This window comes from Pseudoalteromonas sp. APC 3355 (genome assembly GCF_030407615.1).
GTDB classification, from domain to species: Bacteria; Pseudomonadota; Gammaproteobacteria; order Enterobacterales; family Alteromonadaceae; genus Pseudoalteromonas; species Pseudoalteromonas distincta.
This window is the reverse complement of the sequence record NZ_JASDDB010000001.1, coordinates 618,242-632,561: the sequence shown is the minus strand read 5'-3', so window position 1 is coordinate 632,561 and position 14,320 is coordinate 618,242. Positions and strand designations below refer to the sequence as shown.

13 protein-coding genes are annotated in these 14,320 nt (G+C 38.5%); 9 read left to right on the top strand and 4 right to left on the bottom strand.

The features are described 5' to 3' along the window. The first annotated feature begins 109 nt into the window (after window positions 1–109). The 8 genes from fabF (at window position 110) to QMA08_RS02715 (ending at window position 7,849) form a co-directional block, all read left to right on the top strand. Window positions 110–1,348, top strand: coding sequence for a beta-ketoacyl-ACP synthase II (gene fabF / locus QMA08_RS02750; protein ID WP_290173619.1), 1,239 nt, complete (start codon window positions 110–112; stop codon window positions 1,346–1,348). A gap of 59 nt (window positions 1,349–1,407) precedes the next feature. Then, window positions 1,408–2,223, top strand: coding sequence for an aminodeoxychorismate lyase (gene pabC / locus QMA08_RS02745; RefSeq protein WP_290173618.1), 816 nt, complete (start codon window positions 1,408–1,410; stop codon window positions 2,221–2,223). Further along, window positions 2,217–3,203 (top strand): endolytic transglycosylase MltG, encoded by a 987-nt coding sequence (gene mltG / locus QMA08_RS02740; RefSeq protein ID WP_149602836.1) that lies wholly within the window; start codon window positions 2,217–2,219, stop codon window positions 3,201–3,203. Before pabC ends, mltG begins: the two co-directional genes overlap by 7 nt. 6 nt (window positions 3,204–3,209) lie before the next feature. Further along, the gene (tmk, locus tag QMA08_RS02735) at window positions 3,210–3,836 is read left to right on the top strand and encodes a dTMP kinase (protein ID WP_002962371.1); all 627 of its coding nucleotides are present in this window, start codon (window positions 3,210–3,212) and stop codon (window positions 3,834–3,836) included. 1 nt (window position 3,837) lies between these two features. Then, the gene (locus QMA08_RS02730; protein WP_290173615.1) at window positions 3,838–4,752 is read left to right on the top strand and encodes a DNA polymerase III subunit delta'; all 915 of its coding nucleotides are present in this window, start codon (window positions 3,838–3,840) and stop codon (window positions 4,750–4,752) included. Between the two features lie 11 nt (window positions 4,753–4,763). Further along, on the top strand, window positions 4,764–5,090 hold the full coding sequence (locus QMA08_RS02725) for a PilZ domain-containing protein (protein ID WP_002962367.1): 327 nt from the start codon (window positions 4,764–4,766) through the stop codon (window positions 5,088–5,090). Window positions 5,091–5,205: 115 nt separating this feature from the next. Beyond that, the gene (locus QMA08_RS02720; protein ID WP_024600474.1) at window positions 5,206–5,985 is read left to right on the top strand and encodes a YchF/TatD family DNA exonuclease; all 780 of its coding nucleotides are present in this window, start codon (window positions 5,206–5,208) and stop codon (window positions 5,983–5,985) included. Between the two features lie 4 nt (window positions 5,986–5,989). After that, a complete protein-coding gene (locus tag QMA08_RS02715) occupies window positions 5,990–7,849 on the top strand; it encodes an alkaline phosphatase D family protein (RefSeq protein ID WP_290173612.1) in 1,860 nt (619 codons plus the stop codon). 596 nt (window positions 7,850–8,445) lie between these two features. Here the strand turns inward: QMA08_RS02715 and QMA08_RS02710 are convergent. The 4 genes from QMA08_RS02710 to QMA08_RS02695 form a co-directional block, all read right to left on the bottom strand. Continuing rightward, window positions 8,446–9,762: an O-antigen ligase family protein gene (locus QMA08_RS02710; protein ID WP_290173610.1), complete on the bottom strand. Its 1,317-nt coding sequence runs from the start codon at window positions 9,760–9,762 to the stop codon at window positions 8,446–8,448. 99 nt (window positions 9,763–9,861) lie between these two features. Continuing rightward, entirely contained in the window at window positions 9,862–10,413 is a 552-nt protein-coding gene (locus tag QMA08_RS02705; protein ID WP_169060106.1) for a hypothetical protein, read from the bottom strand. A 23-nt stretch (window positions 10,414–10,436) separates the two neighbouring features. Beyond that, a complete protein-coding gene (locus QMA08_RS02700; protein WP_290173607.1) occupies window positions 10,437–12,440 on the bottom strand; it encodes an EAL domain-containing protein in 2,004 nt (667 codons plus the stop codon). After that, window positions 12,424–13,119: a transglutaminase-like cysteine peptidase gene (locus QMA08_RS02695; protein ID WP_290173605.1), complete on the bottom strand. Its 696-nt coding sequence runs from the start codon at window positions 13,117–13,119 to the stop codon at window positions 12,424–12,426. The genes QMA08_RS02700 and QMA08_RS02695 overlap by 17 nt, the downstream gene beginning before the upstream one ends. Before the next feature lie 298 nt (window positions 13,120–13,417). Here QMA08_RS02695 and galU point away from each other — a divergent pair, with 298 nt between their 5' ends. Continuing rightward, window positions 13,418–14,317: a UTP--glucose-1-phosphate uridylyltransferase GalU gene (galU, locus tag QMA08_RS02690; protein ID WP_024590377.1), complete on the top strand. Its 900-nt coding sequence runs from the start codon at window positions 13,418–13,420 to the stop codon at window positions 14,315–14,317. Window positions 14,318–14,320: the final 3 nt, after the last annotated feature.

The following is a 14,320-nucleotide window of genomic DNA, read 5'->3' as shown; positions in this document are numbered from 1 at the left end:
AATTAATTTTGATTGTGTTATGCGTTTTTAATCTATTTTGGGACTAGCACTTTGAGGTAGCTTGGGTATGATCATCCCCTTGTAAAATATCCCTTATTGGAGGCAAACCGTGGCTAAACGTCGAGTCGTCGTAACTGGCTTAGGAATGTTGACGCCGCTAGGTAATGATGTTCAATCAACCTGGCAAGGCTTATTAGATGGCAAAAGTGGCATTCAAACAATAACCCACTTTGATACATCAAAATTTGGTACTAAATTCGCTGGCTTAATAAATGACTTTGATGCAACAGCATATATGTCAGCGAAAGATACTAAAAAAATGGACTTGTTTATTCAGTACGGCATTGCAGCGGGTGTTCAAGCCTTTAAAGATTCAGGCCTTGAAATTACTGAGCAAAACGCAACACGTATAGGTGTAGCTGTGGGCTCTGGTATTGGTGGCTTAACGCTTATCGAAGAAAACCACATTAAGCTATTAAATAGTGGTCCGCGCAAGTTATCGCCATTTTATGTGCCGTCTACCATTATTAATATGATCTCAGGTCACTTATCAATGATGCATGGACTTCGTGGTCCAAATATTTCAATTGTAACTGCCTGTACTACTGGTTTGCATAATATTGGCCATGCCGCGCGCATGATTGCCTACGGTGATGCAGATGCAATGGTTGCTGGCGGTGCAGAAAAAGCCTGTACCCCAATTGGTATGGGTGGCTTTAATGCTGCACGTGCACTTTCAACTCGCAATGACGATCCACAAGCGGCTTCTCGCCCTTGGGATAAAGACCGCGATGGCTTTGTGCTTTCTGACGGTGCAGGTGTTGTTGTAGTTGAAGAGTACGAACATGCTAAAGCACGTGGCGCTAAAATTTATGCTGAGCTTGTAGGCTTTGGTATGAGCGGCGATGCGTACCACATGACATCACCACCAGAAGATGGAGCGGGTGCTGCACTTGCAATGCAAAACGCACTAAATGATGCGCAAGTAAACGCTGAGCAAATTGGTTACATTAACGCACACGGTACATCTACAAATGCAGGCGATAAAGCAGAAACTGCCGCTGTTAAGTCTATTTTTGGTAATGCAGCTAAAGATGTAATGGTAGGCTCGTCTAAATCGATGATGGGTCACTTGTTAGGTGCTGCAGGCTCGGTTGAATCGATTATTTCGATTTTATCACTGACAGATCAAAGAGTGTCGCCAACTATCAACCTTGATAACCCAGACGAAGGGTGTGACTTAGATTATATTGCTCACACTGCACGTGATGCAAAGTTAGACTTTGCACTGTGTAACTCGTTCGGTTTTGGTGGTACTAATGGCTCGTTGCTATTTAAAAAGGTATAATCTTTTTTAACAACGAATCAAATTATAAGAGCTCAGTTGTTTAACTGGGCTTTTTTTATATGCCAAATAAAATGCAAACAATAATAGCAGTAGATCAAAACAGCACTTTAAGTACGCGTGACAGAGGCTTAAATTACGGTGACGGCTTTTTTACAACGGCTAAAGTTGTTAATGGGCAAGTACAGTATTGGGCTCATCATAAAGCGCGTTTGATTGAATGCGCACAGCGCCTGGGGTTTCCTGAGCTAGATTTTAATAGCCTTGAAAATCAAATTGCTTTGCATATAAAAGCAGCATCACTCAACGTGCTTAAAATACTTGTAACGCGAGGCGAAGGCGGACGTGGCTATGGGCTGCCAAGTGAGTGTAATATTACTATTTTATTGAGCATATTAGATTACCCTAGTAATTACGAAGCGCTTGTTAAAAAGGGTGTAAATCTAGAAATAAGCCCAATTAAATTAGCAGCACAGCCTTATTTAGCGGGTCTTAAAACACTAAACCGGCTTGAGCAAGTACTAGTTAAAAAAGCAATGCAAACGCAAAACTGCGACGATGTGTTAGTGCTTGATTGCAATAACAATGTAATTGAAGCTTCTGCAGCTAATATTTTTGCGATTAAAAATAAGTGTGTGTTTACGCCATTGCTTGATGAGTGCGGAATAAAGGGCGTTTATCTACAATCGTTATGTGATAAATTGCCTGTTGAATTTAAACGCGTGAAAGTAGAAGACTTAACCCAAGCAGACGCCGTATTTGTGTGCAATAGCTTAATGGGAGCAGTACCTGTAAAACGTATTGAGCAACAGGTATTTAATACAGATGAAAGCCACGCATTACTAACTAAATTATTAGCCAAGGAGGCTGAGTGTTAAAAGTTATTTTATCGGTACTTTTTTTAGCTGTTATAACCACTGCTGTTGGTTACCAGCAATTACAAGCAACAATAAATAGCCCGTTAAAGGTAGCACAAAGCACACAATTTGAAGTTAAGCATGGCACTGGCTTTAATAAGTTATGCCAACAATGGCAAGCTAATAACTGGGTAGAAAGTTGTTGGCGTTATCAGGTAATTGCCAAGTTAGATCCCACACTTACCGACTTAAAAGCGGGGCTTTACGAGCTAACAGCCGATAGCGTTATTAATAACGTAAAAAAAATTAACCAAGGCCAGCAAATTAGCTTTAGTTTTACCATAATTGAAGGGCAAAACTTACGTGAAGTACTAAGTGCTATTAAAAAAGCTGATAATTTACAAAACGATTTAAAAACTGACGAACTAAGTACTCAAATACTGGGTAATGACACGCACTTAGAAGGCTGGTTATTCCCCGACACTTACCATTATCATAATAACGATACTGCAAGCAGTGTATTAAAACGTGCAGCACAAAAAATGCAGCAAACGTTAGATGATGCTTGGCAGCAGCGCGGTGCTAATCTACCCTATAAAACAGCATACGAAGCACTAATAATGGCTTCAATTATTGAAAAAGAAACAGGCCTTGCCAGCGAGCGTCCGTTAATTGCATCAGCGTTTGTTAATCGATTAAACACCAATATGCGCCTGCAAACCGATCCAACCGTAATATACGGGCTAGGCGCTGATTTTGATGGTGATATTAAACGTAAAGATTTGCGCGATTATACGCCTTACAATACGTATCGTATTAATGGTTTACCGCCAACACCGATTGCAATGCCATCAAAAGCCGCTATTTTAGCTGCAGTTAATCCGCCGCAAAGTGAATATGTTTACTTTGTATCAAAAGGCGATGGTAGCCACCAATTTTCAACCACGTTAAAGCAGCATAACGCAGCAGTTAAAACGTATATATTAAATAAAAAGAATTAATTGTTTATGAAACCAAAATTTATAGTAATAGAAGGGCTAGAAGGCGCGGGTAAATCAACCGCTATTTCGTTATGCCAAGACTTTTTGAACAAACAAAAAATAGACTTCATTAACGTCCGCGAACCTGGCGGCACGCCACTGGCTGAATCGCTTCGTACGCTTGTAAAAGCAGAGCACGAAGAAGAGATTGCCTTTGAAACCGAGTTGCTTATTATGTATGCAGCTCGCTCGCAGCTAATGCACAATGTTATTACCCCAGCGCTTGATAAAGGCCAATGGGTACTTGCCGATCGTCATGATTTATCGTCTCAGGCGTATCAAGGTGGCGGGCGTGGCATTAGCTCAAATACATTAGCTTCACTTTCGTCAATGGTGTTAAAAGGCTTAAAGCCAGATTTAACTATTTACCTTGATATTGACCCAGTGATAGGCCTTGAACGTGCAAAAGGGCGTGGCGAGCTTGACCGTATTGAACAAGAAGCCATTGAGTTTTTTCAGCGTACACGTATGCGTTATGTTGAACTTGCTAATGACGACAATACAATTAAAACAGTTGATGCAAACCAAAGTATTGATAAAGTACATCGCGATATTACCAATGTACTGCATTCATTTTTTGAAGGCCTAAAATAATATGCCATTGCCTTGGCTACATGATACTCAAGCACGTTTAGCGAAAAGTTATCGCGCAGAGCGTTTTCATCATGCGCAATTATTTTGTGGGCCTGTTGGCGTAGGTAAGTTTGAGTTAAGTGATGAGCTTGGGAATGCTTTGTTATGCCAAAATATAGCTATGCAGGTAGCTGCGCAAAACAGTATGCTAAAACCTTGCGGACAGTGTAAAAGCTGTTTACTTACCCTGGCTGGCACTCACCCTGACAAACGTTTAACGCAAGTCGATGGGCAAAGTATTGGTGTAGATGATATTCGTGGTATTAGTGATTTTATGAATCACTCTGCAGCGCAAAATGGCAATAAAGTCGCGATAATCGAAAATTGCGAAAAAATGACCACAGCAGCAGCTAACGCATTATTAAAAACACTTGAAGAGCCAACTAATAGCCGCTTTTTAATATTAACCACAAGCCAACCAGAACAGCTCCCTGCAACTATTTTAAGTCGATGCGCTAAAAGTGACGTAAAAATAACTAATACAGCACTTGCTCAGCAATGGTTAGAGACATTAGATATTCCTAACTATAGTTGGTTAGCACTTTTTTATAACCAACCGCTGCAAGTAAAGCATTGGCAACAGCAAGACCAGCTGAAAAATATTGATACACTGTATAAGTTTGCAACTGAGTTTAAACAAAGCCATAATTTCAAAGCGTTAGTCGATATAATAAATAAACAGCCTGAACTTGTTCGTATATTTACTTTGTTTTTAAGCGTGCAACTAAAGCAGCAATTACTGCAAGGCATGAGTTTTGACGCTTATCAAAGTGCGCAAAATGCATTAGGCGAGTTTTTACAAAATAACACACAAGTACTTGGCCTTAATTTATCGCTTGCTGTATCACGATTAGCATACACATTGCGAAATTCTTAAAAGGATTAATCATGCAAGAACTACTAGTAGACATAGACGATTTAGACGAGTTATACCGTTGTTATATGCCTTACTTAAAAAAAGGTGGCTTATTTGTACGCACTAATATGCGTTACGAAGCAGGGCATTCATTAGCGCTTAGAGTTACTTTGCCCGATGCCTTAGAAGATGACGTAGTGACAGGTAAAGTGTCGTGGATCACGCCACAAGGTGCACAAAGCTCTAATCCTCCAGGTATTGGTATTAGCTTTTTAGATGATAAAACAAACCTAAACGCTAAAATCGAAAAGCTGCTTGGGACTATGTTAAACTCAGGCGATCAAACATATACCATGTAGTTATAGGGTCGGTTTTTCATTGAGATTAACGCCGCCCTATATTGGGTTCTTTTAATTACTAACATAATAAATTAAACGAACAAATTTAAACCCTGAACATAATACAGGCCTTATAGTGATTGTAGATTCTCATTGCCATTTAGACCGTCTTGATTTTGATAAACTAGACTTAAACCTTGACCAAGTTCTTGATAAAGCGCGTGCAAAGCAAATAGAGCACTTTTTATGTGTAAGCGTAACGCTTGATCAGTTTCCAAGCATGCTTGATAAAATTAAGCATTACGACGATGTATCAGCCTCATGCGGTGTACATCCACTTGATCAAAAAGACGCCCTTAATAAACAGCAACTAATTGACTTAGCTTCACATGAAAAAGTGGTTGCTATTGGCGAAACGGGTCTTGATTACTACTATTCAAAAGATACTCACGCAGTGCAGCAAGCAAGCTTTGTTGGGCATATTGAAGTGGCTAACGAATTACAAAAGCCGTTAATTATTCATACACGTGATGCCCGCAGCGATACCATTAATTTAATGCGTGAGCACAAGGCCGAAAACTGCGGTGGTGTATTACATTGCTTTACCGAAGATTGGGATATGGCAAAAAAAGCCATAGACATGGGCTTTTATATTTCTATTTCGGGCATTGTTACCTTTAAAAATGCTATTGAGCTAAAAGAAGTAGTAAAGCAAATACCGCTAGATAGACTACTAATAGAAACCGACTCGCCTTATTTAGCGCCGGTACCGTATCGTGGGCAAACAAATCAGCCAGCGTACGTAGAAGATGTTGCTTATTACATTAGCGAGCTTAAAGGCATTAGCTTTAATGAACTTGCTAAAGCGACTACCGAAAACTTTTATTCTTTATTTAAATTAGCAGCTAAAGGCTAAATACATGATTACTCACACGGCAAACCTTCCTATTTTACTAATGGGGCCAATGGTGCGCCGTGCAGAGCAAGCTGGAGTCTGTATTCAGTTTGCTACCTCCAAGCCTGCAAACTGCCAAATAAACTTATTAAATGTTGAGTGTTATAGCGATCAACACACTGTTTCTTTGGGCGAACATTTATACCTGCATTTCGTTATTATAAAGCCAATAGACAACAAACTTCCTGTCGATAGCTTATTAAGCTATGAGCTTGTAATTGACGATACAGCAATCGATTTATCGCCTTGGTGCTATAGCAATCAAATAACGCCTGCATTTGTAATCCCCAACAAACTGAGTGATATTTTGCATGGCTCGTGCCGTAATGCACATCATCCAGCAAAAGACAGCTTAGTGTCTGCAAGTCACTGGCAAAATACTCAGCGCGGTAATAATAATCAAGGCGCACAATTGCTATTACTGAGCGGTGACCAGGTTTATGCCGATGATGTAGCAGGCCCCATGTTATTAGCTATTCATCAGTTAATTAAAGCCTTAGGTATTTATAAAGAGCAACCACTTGCCATTGAGCTACCGAGCGATATAAATGAGCAACTTTATAATCGCCATTTGTTTTTACCAAAAACGCCTTGGCAAAAACGCTCAAAGTTAGGTGTTGGTTACTGGCTAAAAAAAGACGAACCTCATTTTTCAAGCGTAAAAGCCTACAATCACCTTATCCACTTTGAAGAATATATAGCACTGTATTTATTAAATTTTAGTGCTGCTGCTTGGCAATGCGTTGATATAAAAAACACAACGTATTCAGGTCAAAACAAGCAAAACAAAACTATTTTTGACGCTGAAAAAACAGCACTGATTGATTATGCAAAAGGCTTAAGTGAAGTAGAGCGATTGTTTGCCAATGTATCTACATTAATGATGTTTGACGATCACGATGTAACTGATGATTGGAACCTCACCGCTGGGTGGGAGCAAGCTATAAATGAAAACCCAAGTAGTAAACGGATCATCAATAACGGCTTAATTAGTTATTGGCTTTTTCAGGGAATGGGGAACGATGCACTAAATAAAACAGGCGAGTTACTAACACCTTTTAAGCAAAGCCGTACTGCTAATAATTTATGGCAGTTTAAAGCATTTGATAAACCACTAAACGATTTTAGTTTTTGGCATTATGAGTTAACTACAACCCCTAAAGTAGTGGTGCTAGATACACGTACGCACCGCTGGCGAAATGAGCAAAACTTTAATGAGCCTTCAGGTCTACTTGATTGGGAGCGCCTCACAGAGCTTGAGGAAAGCCTATTAAGCCACGACCAAGTTATTATTGTATCGCCAGCCCCCGTGTTTGGTGTTAAATCAATAGAAGCTATTCAAGCTATGTTTAATATATGTGGCCAACCGCTTATGGTAGATGTAGAAAACTGGATGGCGCACGAAGGCTCAGCCAAAAAGCTACTCGATACTTTTAGACGAACCGACACCCCAAACGAAACGCTTATTTTATCGGGTGATGTACATTACTCATTTTGCTTTTCGGTGCAAAAGCGTTTTGGCGATCACCCCAATCGAATTTGGCAGCTTACCGCCAGCGGTATTAAAAACGAGTTCCCGCGTAAATTAATAAACATACTCGATAAACTAGATTCAATTCTATACGGCCCAAAAAGCCCTTTAAACTTTTTTACCAAACGCTGGCACATGGAAGTAGATAAACACCAAACCATAGGTGAAGGGCAAAAATACTTAGTAAGCGACTCAGCTATTAGTTTAATAACACTAGAGCAAGGGAATTTAGCCCGCTATCAACTTATACACGGTGAAGGGCATCTAACTGAGTTTGATTTAGAAGAACAGTAATTCTTAATCAATAATTAAATAAATTAAAGATCTATTTTCGGTTTTATTACTTCCTCCAAAAGCGCAGCGCCTCATACCCTCTTAGTGAAAAAGTTACTAATTAAATGCGCTGCTGTTACAGTAAAAACCAGCTAAAGATCTATTTGCACAAAGAGAAGCGAAAGAGGAGTAAATGAGAAAACAGAATGCCAATCAGAGTATAGTTTCTGCTTTATTACTACCTCTAAAAGCGTAGCGCCTCTTAGCCTCTTTGTGAAAAAATCACTTATAACAGGTACGATTGTTACGAAAGCCACGCTTAAATTATTTAATCTATTCACCAATAAATCAATTAAAGAGCTATTTGCACAAAGAGAAGCGAAAGAGGAGTAAATGAGAAAACAGAATGCCAATCAGGATATAGTTTCGGTTTTATTACTTTCTCTAAAAGCGTAGCGCCTCTTAGCCTCTTAGTGAATAAATCTCTTATTACAGGCTTTGCTTGTCACGCTAACAAGTTAACCGTAAATTTAACCTTGGCGGTAGACGCTGAACTTGCTCGCGTGAGAAGCGCAGCTTCTAATCACTCTATATTAGCTAATTACTTGGCTTTGTATTTAACCATGCTCTTTTCGGCTTCGTTTAGACGCAGGTAACTTACTACTCAATATTGCTAAACATAAAATAGTCATAAACAACATCGAGTTTGCACCCGCTTGTAAAGAGTAATCTACCAACGAATGCAGCAACATATCTGTAATTGCAATGGCACAGCCAAAAGCAACGCCCTGAAACAACGCTGTTTTACGCTTTCGCATAGTCGCTATACATAACCATAAACAATAAAGTATAAGTGAGCCCAGTGCGGCTGTAGTGGGTATACCCAGCTCTACTGCAAACTGTACGTAATCGTTATGGGCATTATCGTAGTAACCAGAATAAGGCTCAGACTGATACGCCGGAAACGCAGTATAAAATGTACCACCACCAGAGCCCAACAAAGGCTTATCTAAAATGAGGGGTATTGAATCACGTACAACTTCGTCACGGGTTTCTGATGAAATACTGGTTTCGCTTATACGCTGTTTAACTTTTTCTACATCAAATATAGCGCCAATAATAATTAAATCGATTATAAAAAAACTAACTATAAGTAGTTTAAACGCTTTAGGTTTTTGCCTGTAAATAAAAAACGCGAGCAAGCTAATAACCATTAATGCAATAAAAAATGCCGAGTTACCCATACGGCTACGGGTTAAAATTAACGCAACAATAATAATAATTAACGAAATACGTAAAATTATTTTCGAGCTTAGAAGTATTTCGGCCCAAGCCCTAAACGTTTGTTTTAATGTTTGTTTGTAATCGCTATTAGAGCGTTTTAATTCGCTAACTAAAACACCAATACCCAAACATAAGCATAAAGCTAAAAAGTTAGCCAAAAAATTAGAGTAAGTAAACGTACCAATAGCACGGTCGGTATGCTTATAACCAAATAGTGGGCTAATAATATCAGGCGATAAATTTAAATAAGTAGCATATAAAGCCTGAAACACGCCGGCACTTATAATTGCATATATTAAATTTTTAATACGCTTTTCGCTATTGCAATAAATAAGTACAAGCCAACAAAATAAAATCATAAAACTTGTTTTAATAAGCATTTGTTTAGTTTGAAACGGGTCAACACTTACGGTAAATATTTGTACTGCGGATACGCCCGCCACTATACTGAGTACAGTAAATAAGGGCCAAGAATATAAAGGTGGGTATAAAGGCTGATCGTTATTAATACTGCTGTAAACTAAATGGGTGAGAAAGGTAGCGCTAATTAAGATCCCCATTGCTAAAATTGCCCAAGGGCGGTAGCTGCCTAATGGTAAGGGCAGCAAAAATAAAATAGCGCATAGTAAAAAAAATATAAAACGATTCACAGGATTCTCAAACAAGGAGCTAAAAGGTAGGAGCTTAAAGTAATGGGTCTAAAATAAAAACGCAGCCCAAAGGCCGCGTTATTATTATTTAGATAACTGTTAGTTGCCGACTTCAGATATACCTGCATCGCCACCAGTACCGCCAGCACCTTGCGGTAGTGGGGTTGTTGGTAGGTTTACAATTACAGGGCCAGTTGGTGCTGTAGGCTCAGTTGGGCCAGCTGCAGTGGCCTCCGAAGCTATTGTGGCATCAACTCCAGCAGTAATCGCGGCAAGCGTTACTGCATCACTATCAACACCTGCAGTTACTAACGCAGCTAAAAAGTCTGAAATAAATGGACTATCTACGCCAATTGCGGCAATTACTGCATTCATTATTATATCAAGTTGTTCAGGCGAGCAAGTTCCATTAGCTATTGGGGAGTCTAAATCCAATGGAGCAGTGTTCTGACATAGTTGTTCAATAGCAGCAACTAATTTTTTTTGTAGTTCTTCAGAAGGTATATCTGCAGATGCATTATTTAAAATATTAATTAACGTATTAAGGTTATCAGTCTGTACTATTACATCATTGTCTGATTGTGCATAAACTGGAAACGTTGCAAATGCAGATACGCTAACAAATAAACTAGCAAATAAAAGTGATTTCATCTTGTGTCCCTTTAAGAAATTATCTAATTACAAAATTTTAGCGTATCGGTGCAAAAAGTAAACTCTTTATTTACGCCATTATTATTAGTTTTTAGTATTTTAGAGGGGGGCATTATTAAATTGCCCTGTACGCCATCGCAACCTAAACCTTCAAGTACCTTTAAAGTTTCAGGTTTTTCAATTAAACAAGCTAAAACTTTAATACCAAAGCCATGACAAATATTATTAACTGTTTGAATAAAAAATTGGCTTTGGGTGTTATCTAACAAATCTTGAATATAGCTACCATCTATTTTTATATATTCTATATCTAACCCTTGCAAGTATCTAAACGAGGTTAAACTAGTGCCAAAGTGTTCAACACACACACTTATGCCAATATCTTTTATTGTATCTATATGTAAAGAGGCAACATGTACGTTATAAAGTAAGCTAATTTCATGCAATTCAAAAACCAAGTTTGTTTTAATAATTGGTTTAGTGTGAGCATAGAGAGTAAGCCATTCAATAAAGTCAGTTGAATACAACGAAGCTTTACTAATATTTAATGCGAATGTATCGTCAGGGTATTGCTCTTTAACGTTTACAAAGTTACGAATTATTTTTTTGTCTAACTCTTCGGTTAAGTTAAGCTTTTCGGCCATAGCAAATAAATGGCCATTATTAACCTTTTCGCCTTCATGCGTAAAATGAGCAAACACCTCAAAGTAGCACTGCTTGTTTTGTGAGTTAGTGCGTTTAACTGGCTGCACCGAAAAACTAACTTCACCAGTAGCAATAATTGATTTAATAAGCGAACGCCACTCTTTAACACTAAACAAAGTATCTTTATCTACTTTATTTACAGCCGAATCACCAATAGTACAGCCAGTATCAAGAGCTGAAAGTACACTCCCAATAGACGAGCCTTTATCAACACTTACTAACGCTAAGTTAGCAAAACCATTTACGTGTAAACTGTTTTTCTTTTTACTAAAAGCATCATTTATATCAAGGCGTGTTCTATTTAAAAATTGCATATCGAATGGTGCTAAAGCAATAAAAGTACTACCGTTAAGTCTAAATATTTTAGAATTAGTTAAAGCACCAATTACATTTTGCAAAGTAACGCTTACATCATGTACGTGCTCGTCACCATCTCGGTAACTTACAGTTTGGTTAATATTAGCAAGTGAGGGGAGAGTAATCATCATTGCAGTGATTGGAGTATCGCTAGTAATGGCGTCAACCACTGAGTTAAAGTGATTTTCAAACGAACGGCGGTTACCCAGTCCTGTGAGTGAGTCTACATATACCTCGTCGGTAAGTGCTTGTGTTTGCTTTGTTAAAGAGTCAAAGGTGCTTTGTAGGTTCATTACCATATTATTAATGGCTTTAGTCACAGTACGTAGCTCGCGCGCAACAGGTATTTCGTCGTTTAATGTAAAGCGTTTACGCGTTACCAAGTGTGCTTGGTTTTCTACTGCTTTTAAAGGTTTAAATACAGCACGTAATATTAAATATGCTACTGCAAGCGACGCTACTAATAATAATAAAGAACCATAAAAGCTGCGTTTAGTATGTTCCCATAGCGTTAAATACGATTGCCCAACATGGCTTGTTACTTCAAGGGTTCCTGCCATAATCCAGCCATTGTTTAATTCTGATTGCATAGTAGGGGCTTTGAGCTTTACTGCTGTAATAAACCAATTAGGTACAGACTCAACGCGTTTTGGGCTTGTTAGGTTAAATACCACGTTACTATCGGCGTTAGTAAATTTTATTTGTTTGTAATAACCTGAGTCGAAAATAGCGGTTGCCATGGTTTGGGCAATCATTAAGCTATCTTCTTCAAGGTAGGGTGAAATAGAGAGCCCTAAGCTTGTTGCTGTATCTTGCGCATGGCTACCCATTTGCGTTTGTAAGTATTGGCGAGTGGTATCAACGTCAGTAATTACGCGTACAAAAAACGAAAGTACCGAAATCAATATAATAAGACCATATACTTGGGTTTTTAAACTTAATCCATTTTTAAAAAGTCGAGACATAACTCGGTGTTCCTTTATCACTTTTGGCGGGCGCAAGCTCACCTTGTTCAATTCGCTCTAGCATGGTGTTCCACGCAGAAACACCACGGCTATTTTTTACTTTATTGCCTAACCCTTTTGATTTGGCTAACCATAAACCTTGGCCATTAAAACTATATATAGGTGTTAAATCAGGGCGTTTATTAGCGGGCAGTAGTTTAGTATTAAAGTTACCTAAAACAAAGGGGATTTGATTAGGAGTTTCAATATATATCAGCACCATGTGAGGTTGATTAACTGTTTTTTGACGTACATACATTAAACGTACTTTATCTTCGGGTACGCCAAGTGCTATTAGTGTAAAGTATTTGGCAATTACGTAGTCTTCACAATCACCCATACCAACGCCTAAACTTTCAAGTGGGGTGGCCCAATAATCTTTTTGGTGCCAAAGCTCATCATCTGTTTTGTATTTAATGTGCTTATTAAAAAAGTCATTCACCAAATGGATTTTTTGCCACTCACTTTTGTCAGCCGATTCATCTATAAAACTTAGCCAGTTTTTAATGCGTTTGTGGCCCTCATCACCATACTGTTTTTGAGCGCGCGCAATTATATCGCTATTGCGTAAATGCAAAAGCATATCTTGTGCGCATACAAACAAAGACACTAATAATAAAATGCAAAACCCTAAACGCACAAATGTTCCTTTAAGTCTGTTTTTCCAAATAACCAAACAAGCTAAGCCTAGTATAGTATTGCTAGCTTTGAAAAGGTAGATCACCAAAAAGTATGAGAGTACTGAAATAGTGTGATGAAATTGAATTCGATGCAACATAAATTTAACAAAAAAACAATCAAAAAGTACTCTTTAATTATTGAGTGCATTATTGTGTTGTGTATAATAGCAATCTCACAAGGCTTGTGAAGCGCTTAAAAGGGATTCAGCTTTAGTTATCCCTTTTTTTGCTGTTAGCAAAATAATGAAAGGAATTAAAGTGAAAGTTTTAAAAGCAGTATTACCTGTAGCAGGCCTTGGTACGCGTATGTTACCAGCCACAAAAGCCATCCCTAAAGAAATGCTCCCTCTGGTAGACAAACCTTTAATCCAATATGTAGTTAACGAAGCTGTAGCCGCTGGCATAAAAGAAATAGTATTGGTTACACACGCTTCAAAAAACTCAATAGAAAATCACTTTGATACTAGCTTTGAGCTAGAAGCCACGCTAGAAGCACGTGTAAAACGTAGCCTACTAGAAGAGGTTCGCTCAATAGTGCCAACAGATGTAACCGTAATTTCTGTTCGCCAATCAGCACCACTAGGCTTAGGCCACGCGGTATTAGCAGCGCGTCCAATTGTTGGTAATAACCCATTTGCGATAATGCTACCCGATGTAATTATCGATAAATATAAATCAAATTCAAAAACTGACAATTTAAGCCAAATGATCGACCGATTCGATAAAACAGGCTTCAACCAAGTAATGGTAGAGCCAGTGCCTCAAGAGCAAGTGCATCAATATGGTGTGGTTGATTTAGCCGGTAAAAAAATAAATGCAGGCGAAAATACTGCTATTAAAAACATGGTCGAAAAACCTAATAACGACGAAGCGCCAAGTAATTTAGCTATTACAGGGCGCTATGTTGTATCTACCGCTATTTGGGATTTGCTTGAGTACACCCCACCAGGTGCGGGCGGTGAAATACAGCTTACTGATGCATTATTACAATTACGTCATTTGGAAACTCTAGAAGCATACCATCTAAGAGGTAAGTCACATGATTGTGGTTCTAAGTTAGGTTATATGCTTGCTAATGTCGAATATGCAATGCAATCGAGTCAAATGGGTCAGGAATTTACCCAACAAGTTAAAAAGCTATTTGCTGTAAGCAACTAATAA

Bases quoted from the DNA above. Each gene is read 5' to 3' on its own strand.
- pabC (WP_290173618.1), top strand. From the start codon at position 1,408: ATGCCAAATAAAATGCAAACAATAATAGCAGTAGATCAAAACAGCACT.
- tmk (WP_002962371.1), top strand. From the start codon at position 3,210: ATGAAACCAAAATTTATAGTAATAGAAGGGCTAGAAGGCGCGGGTAAA.
- QMA08_RS02730 (WP_290173615.1), top strand. From the start codon at position 3,838: ATGCCATTGCCTTGGCTACATGATACTCAAGCACGTTTAGCGAAAAGT.
- QMA08_RS02725 (WP_002962367.1), top strand. From the start codon at position 4,764: ATGCAAGAACTACTAGTAGACATAGACGATTTAGACGAGTTATACCGT.
- QMA08_RS02715 (WP_290173612.1), top strand. From the start codon at position 5,990: ATGATTACTCACACGGCAAACCTTCCTATTTTACTAATGGGGCCAATG.
- QMA08_RS02705 (WP_169060106.1), bottom strand. From the start codon at position 10,413: ATGAAATCACTTTTATTTGCTAGTTTATTTGTTAGCGTATCTGCATTT.
- QMA08_RS02700 (WP_290173607.1), bottom strand. From the start codon at position 12,440: ATGTCTCGACTTTTTAAAAATGGATTAAGTTTAAAAACCCAAGTATAT.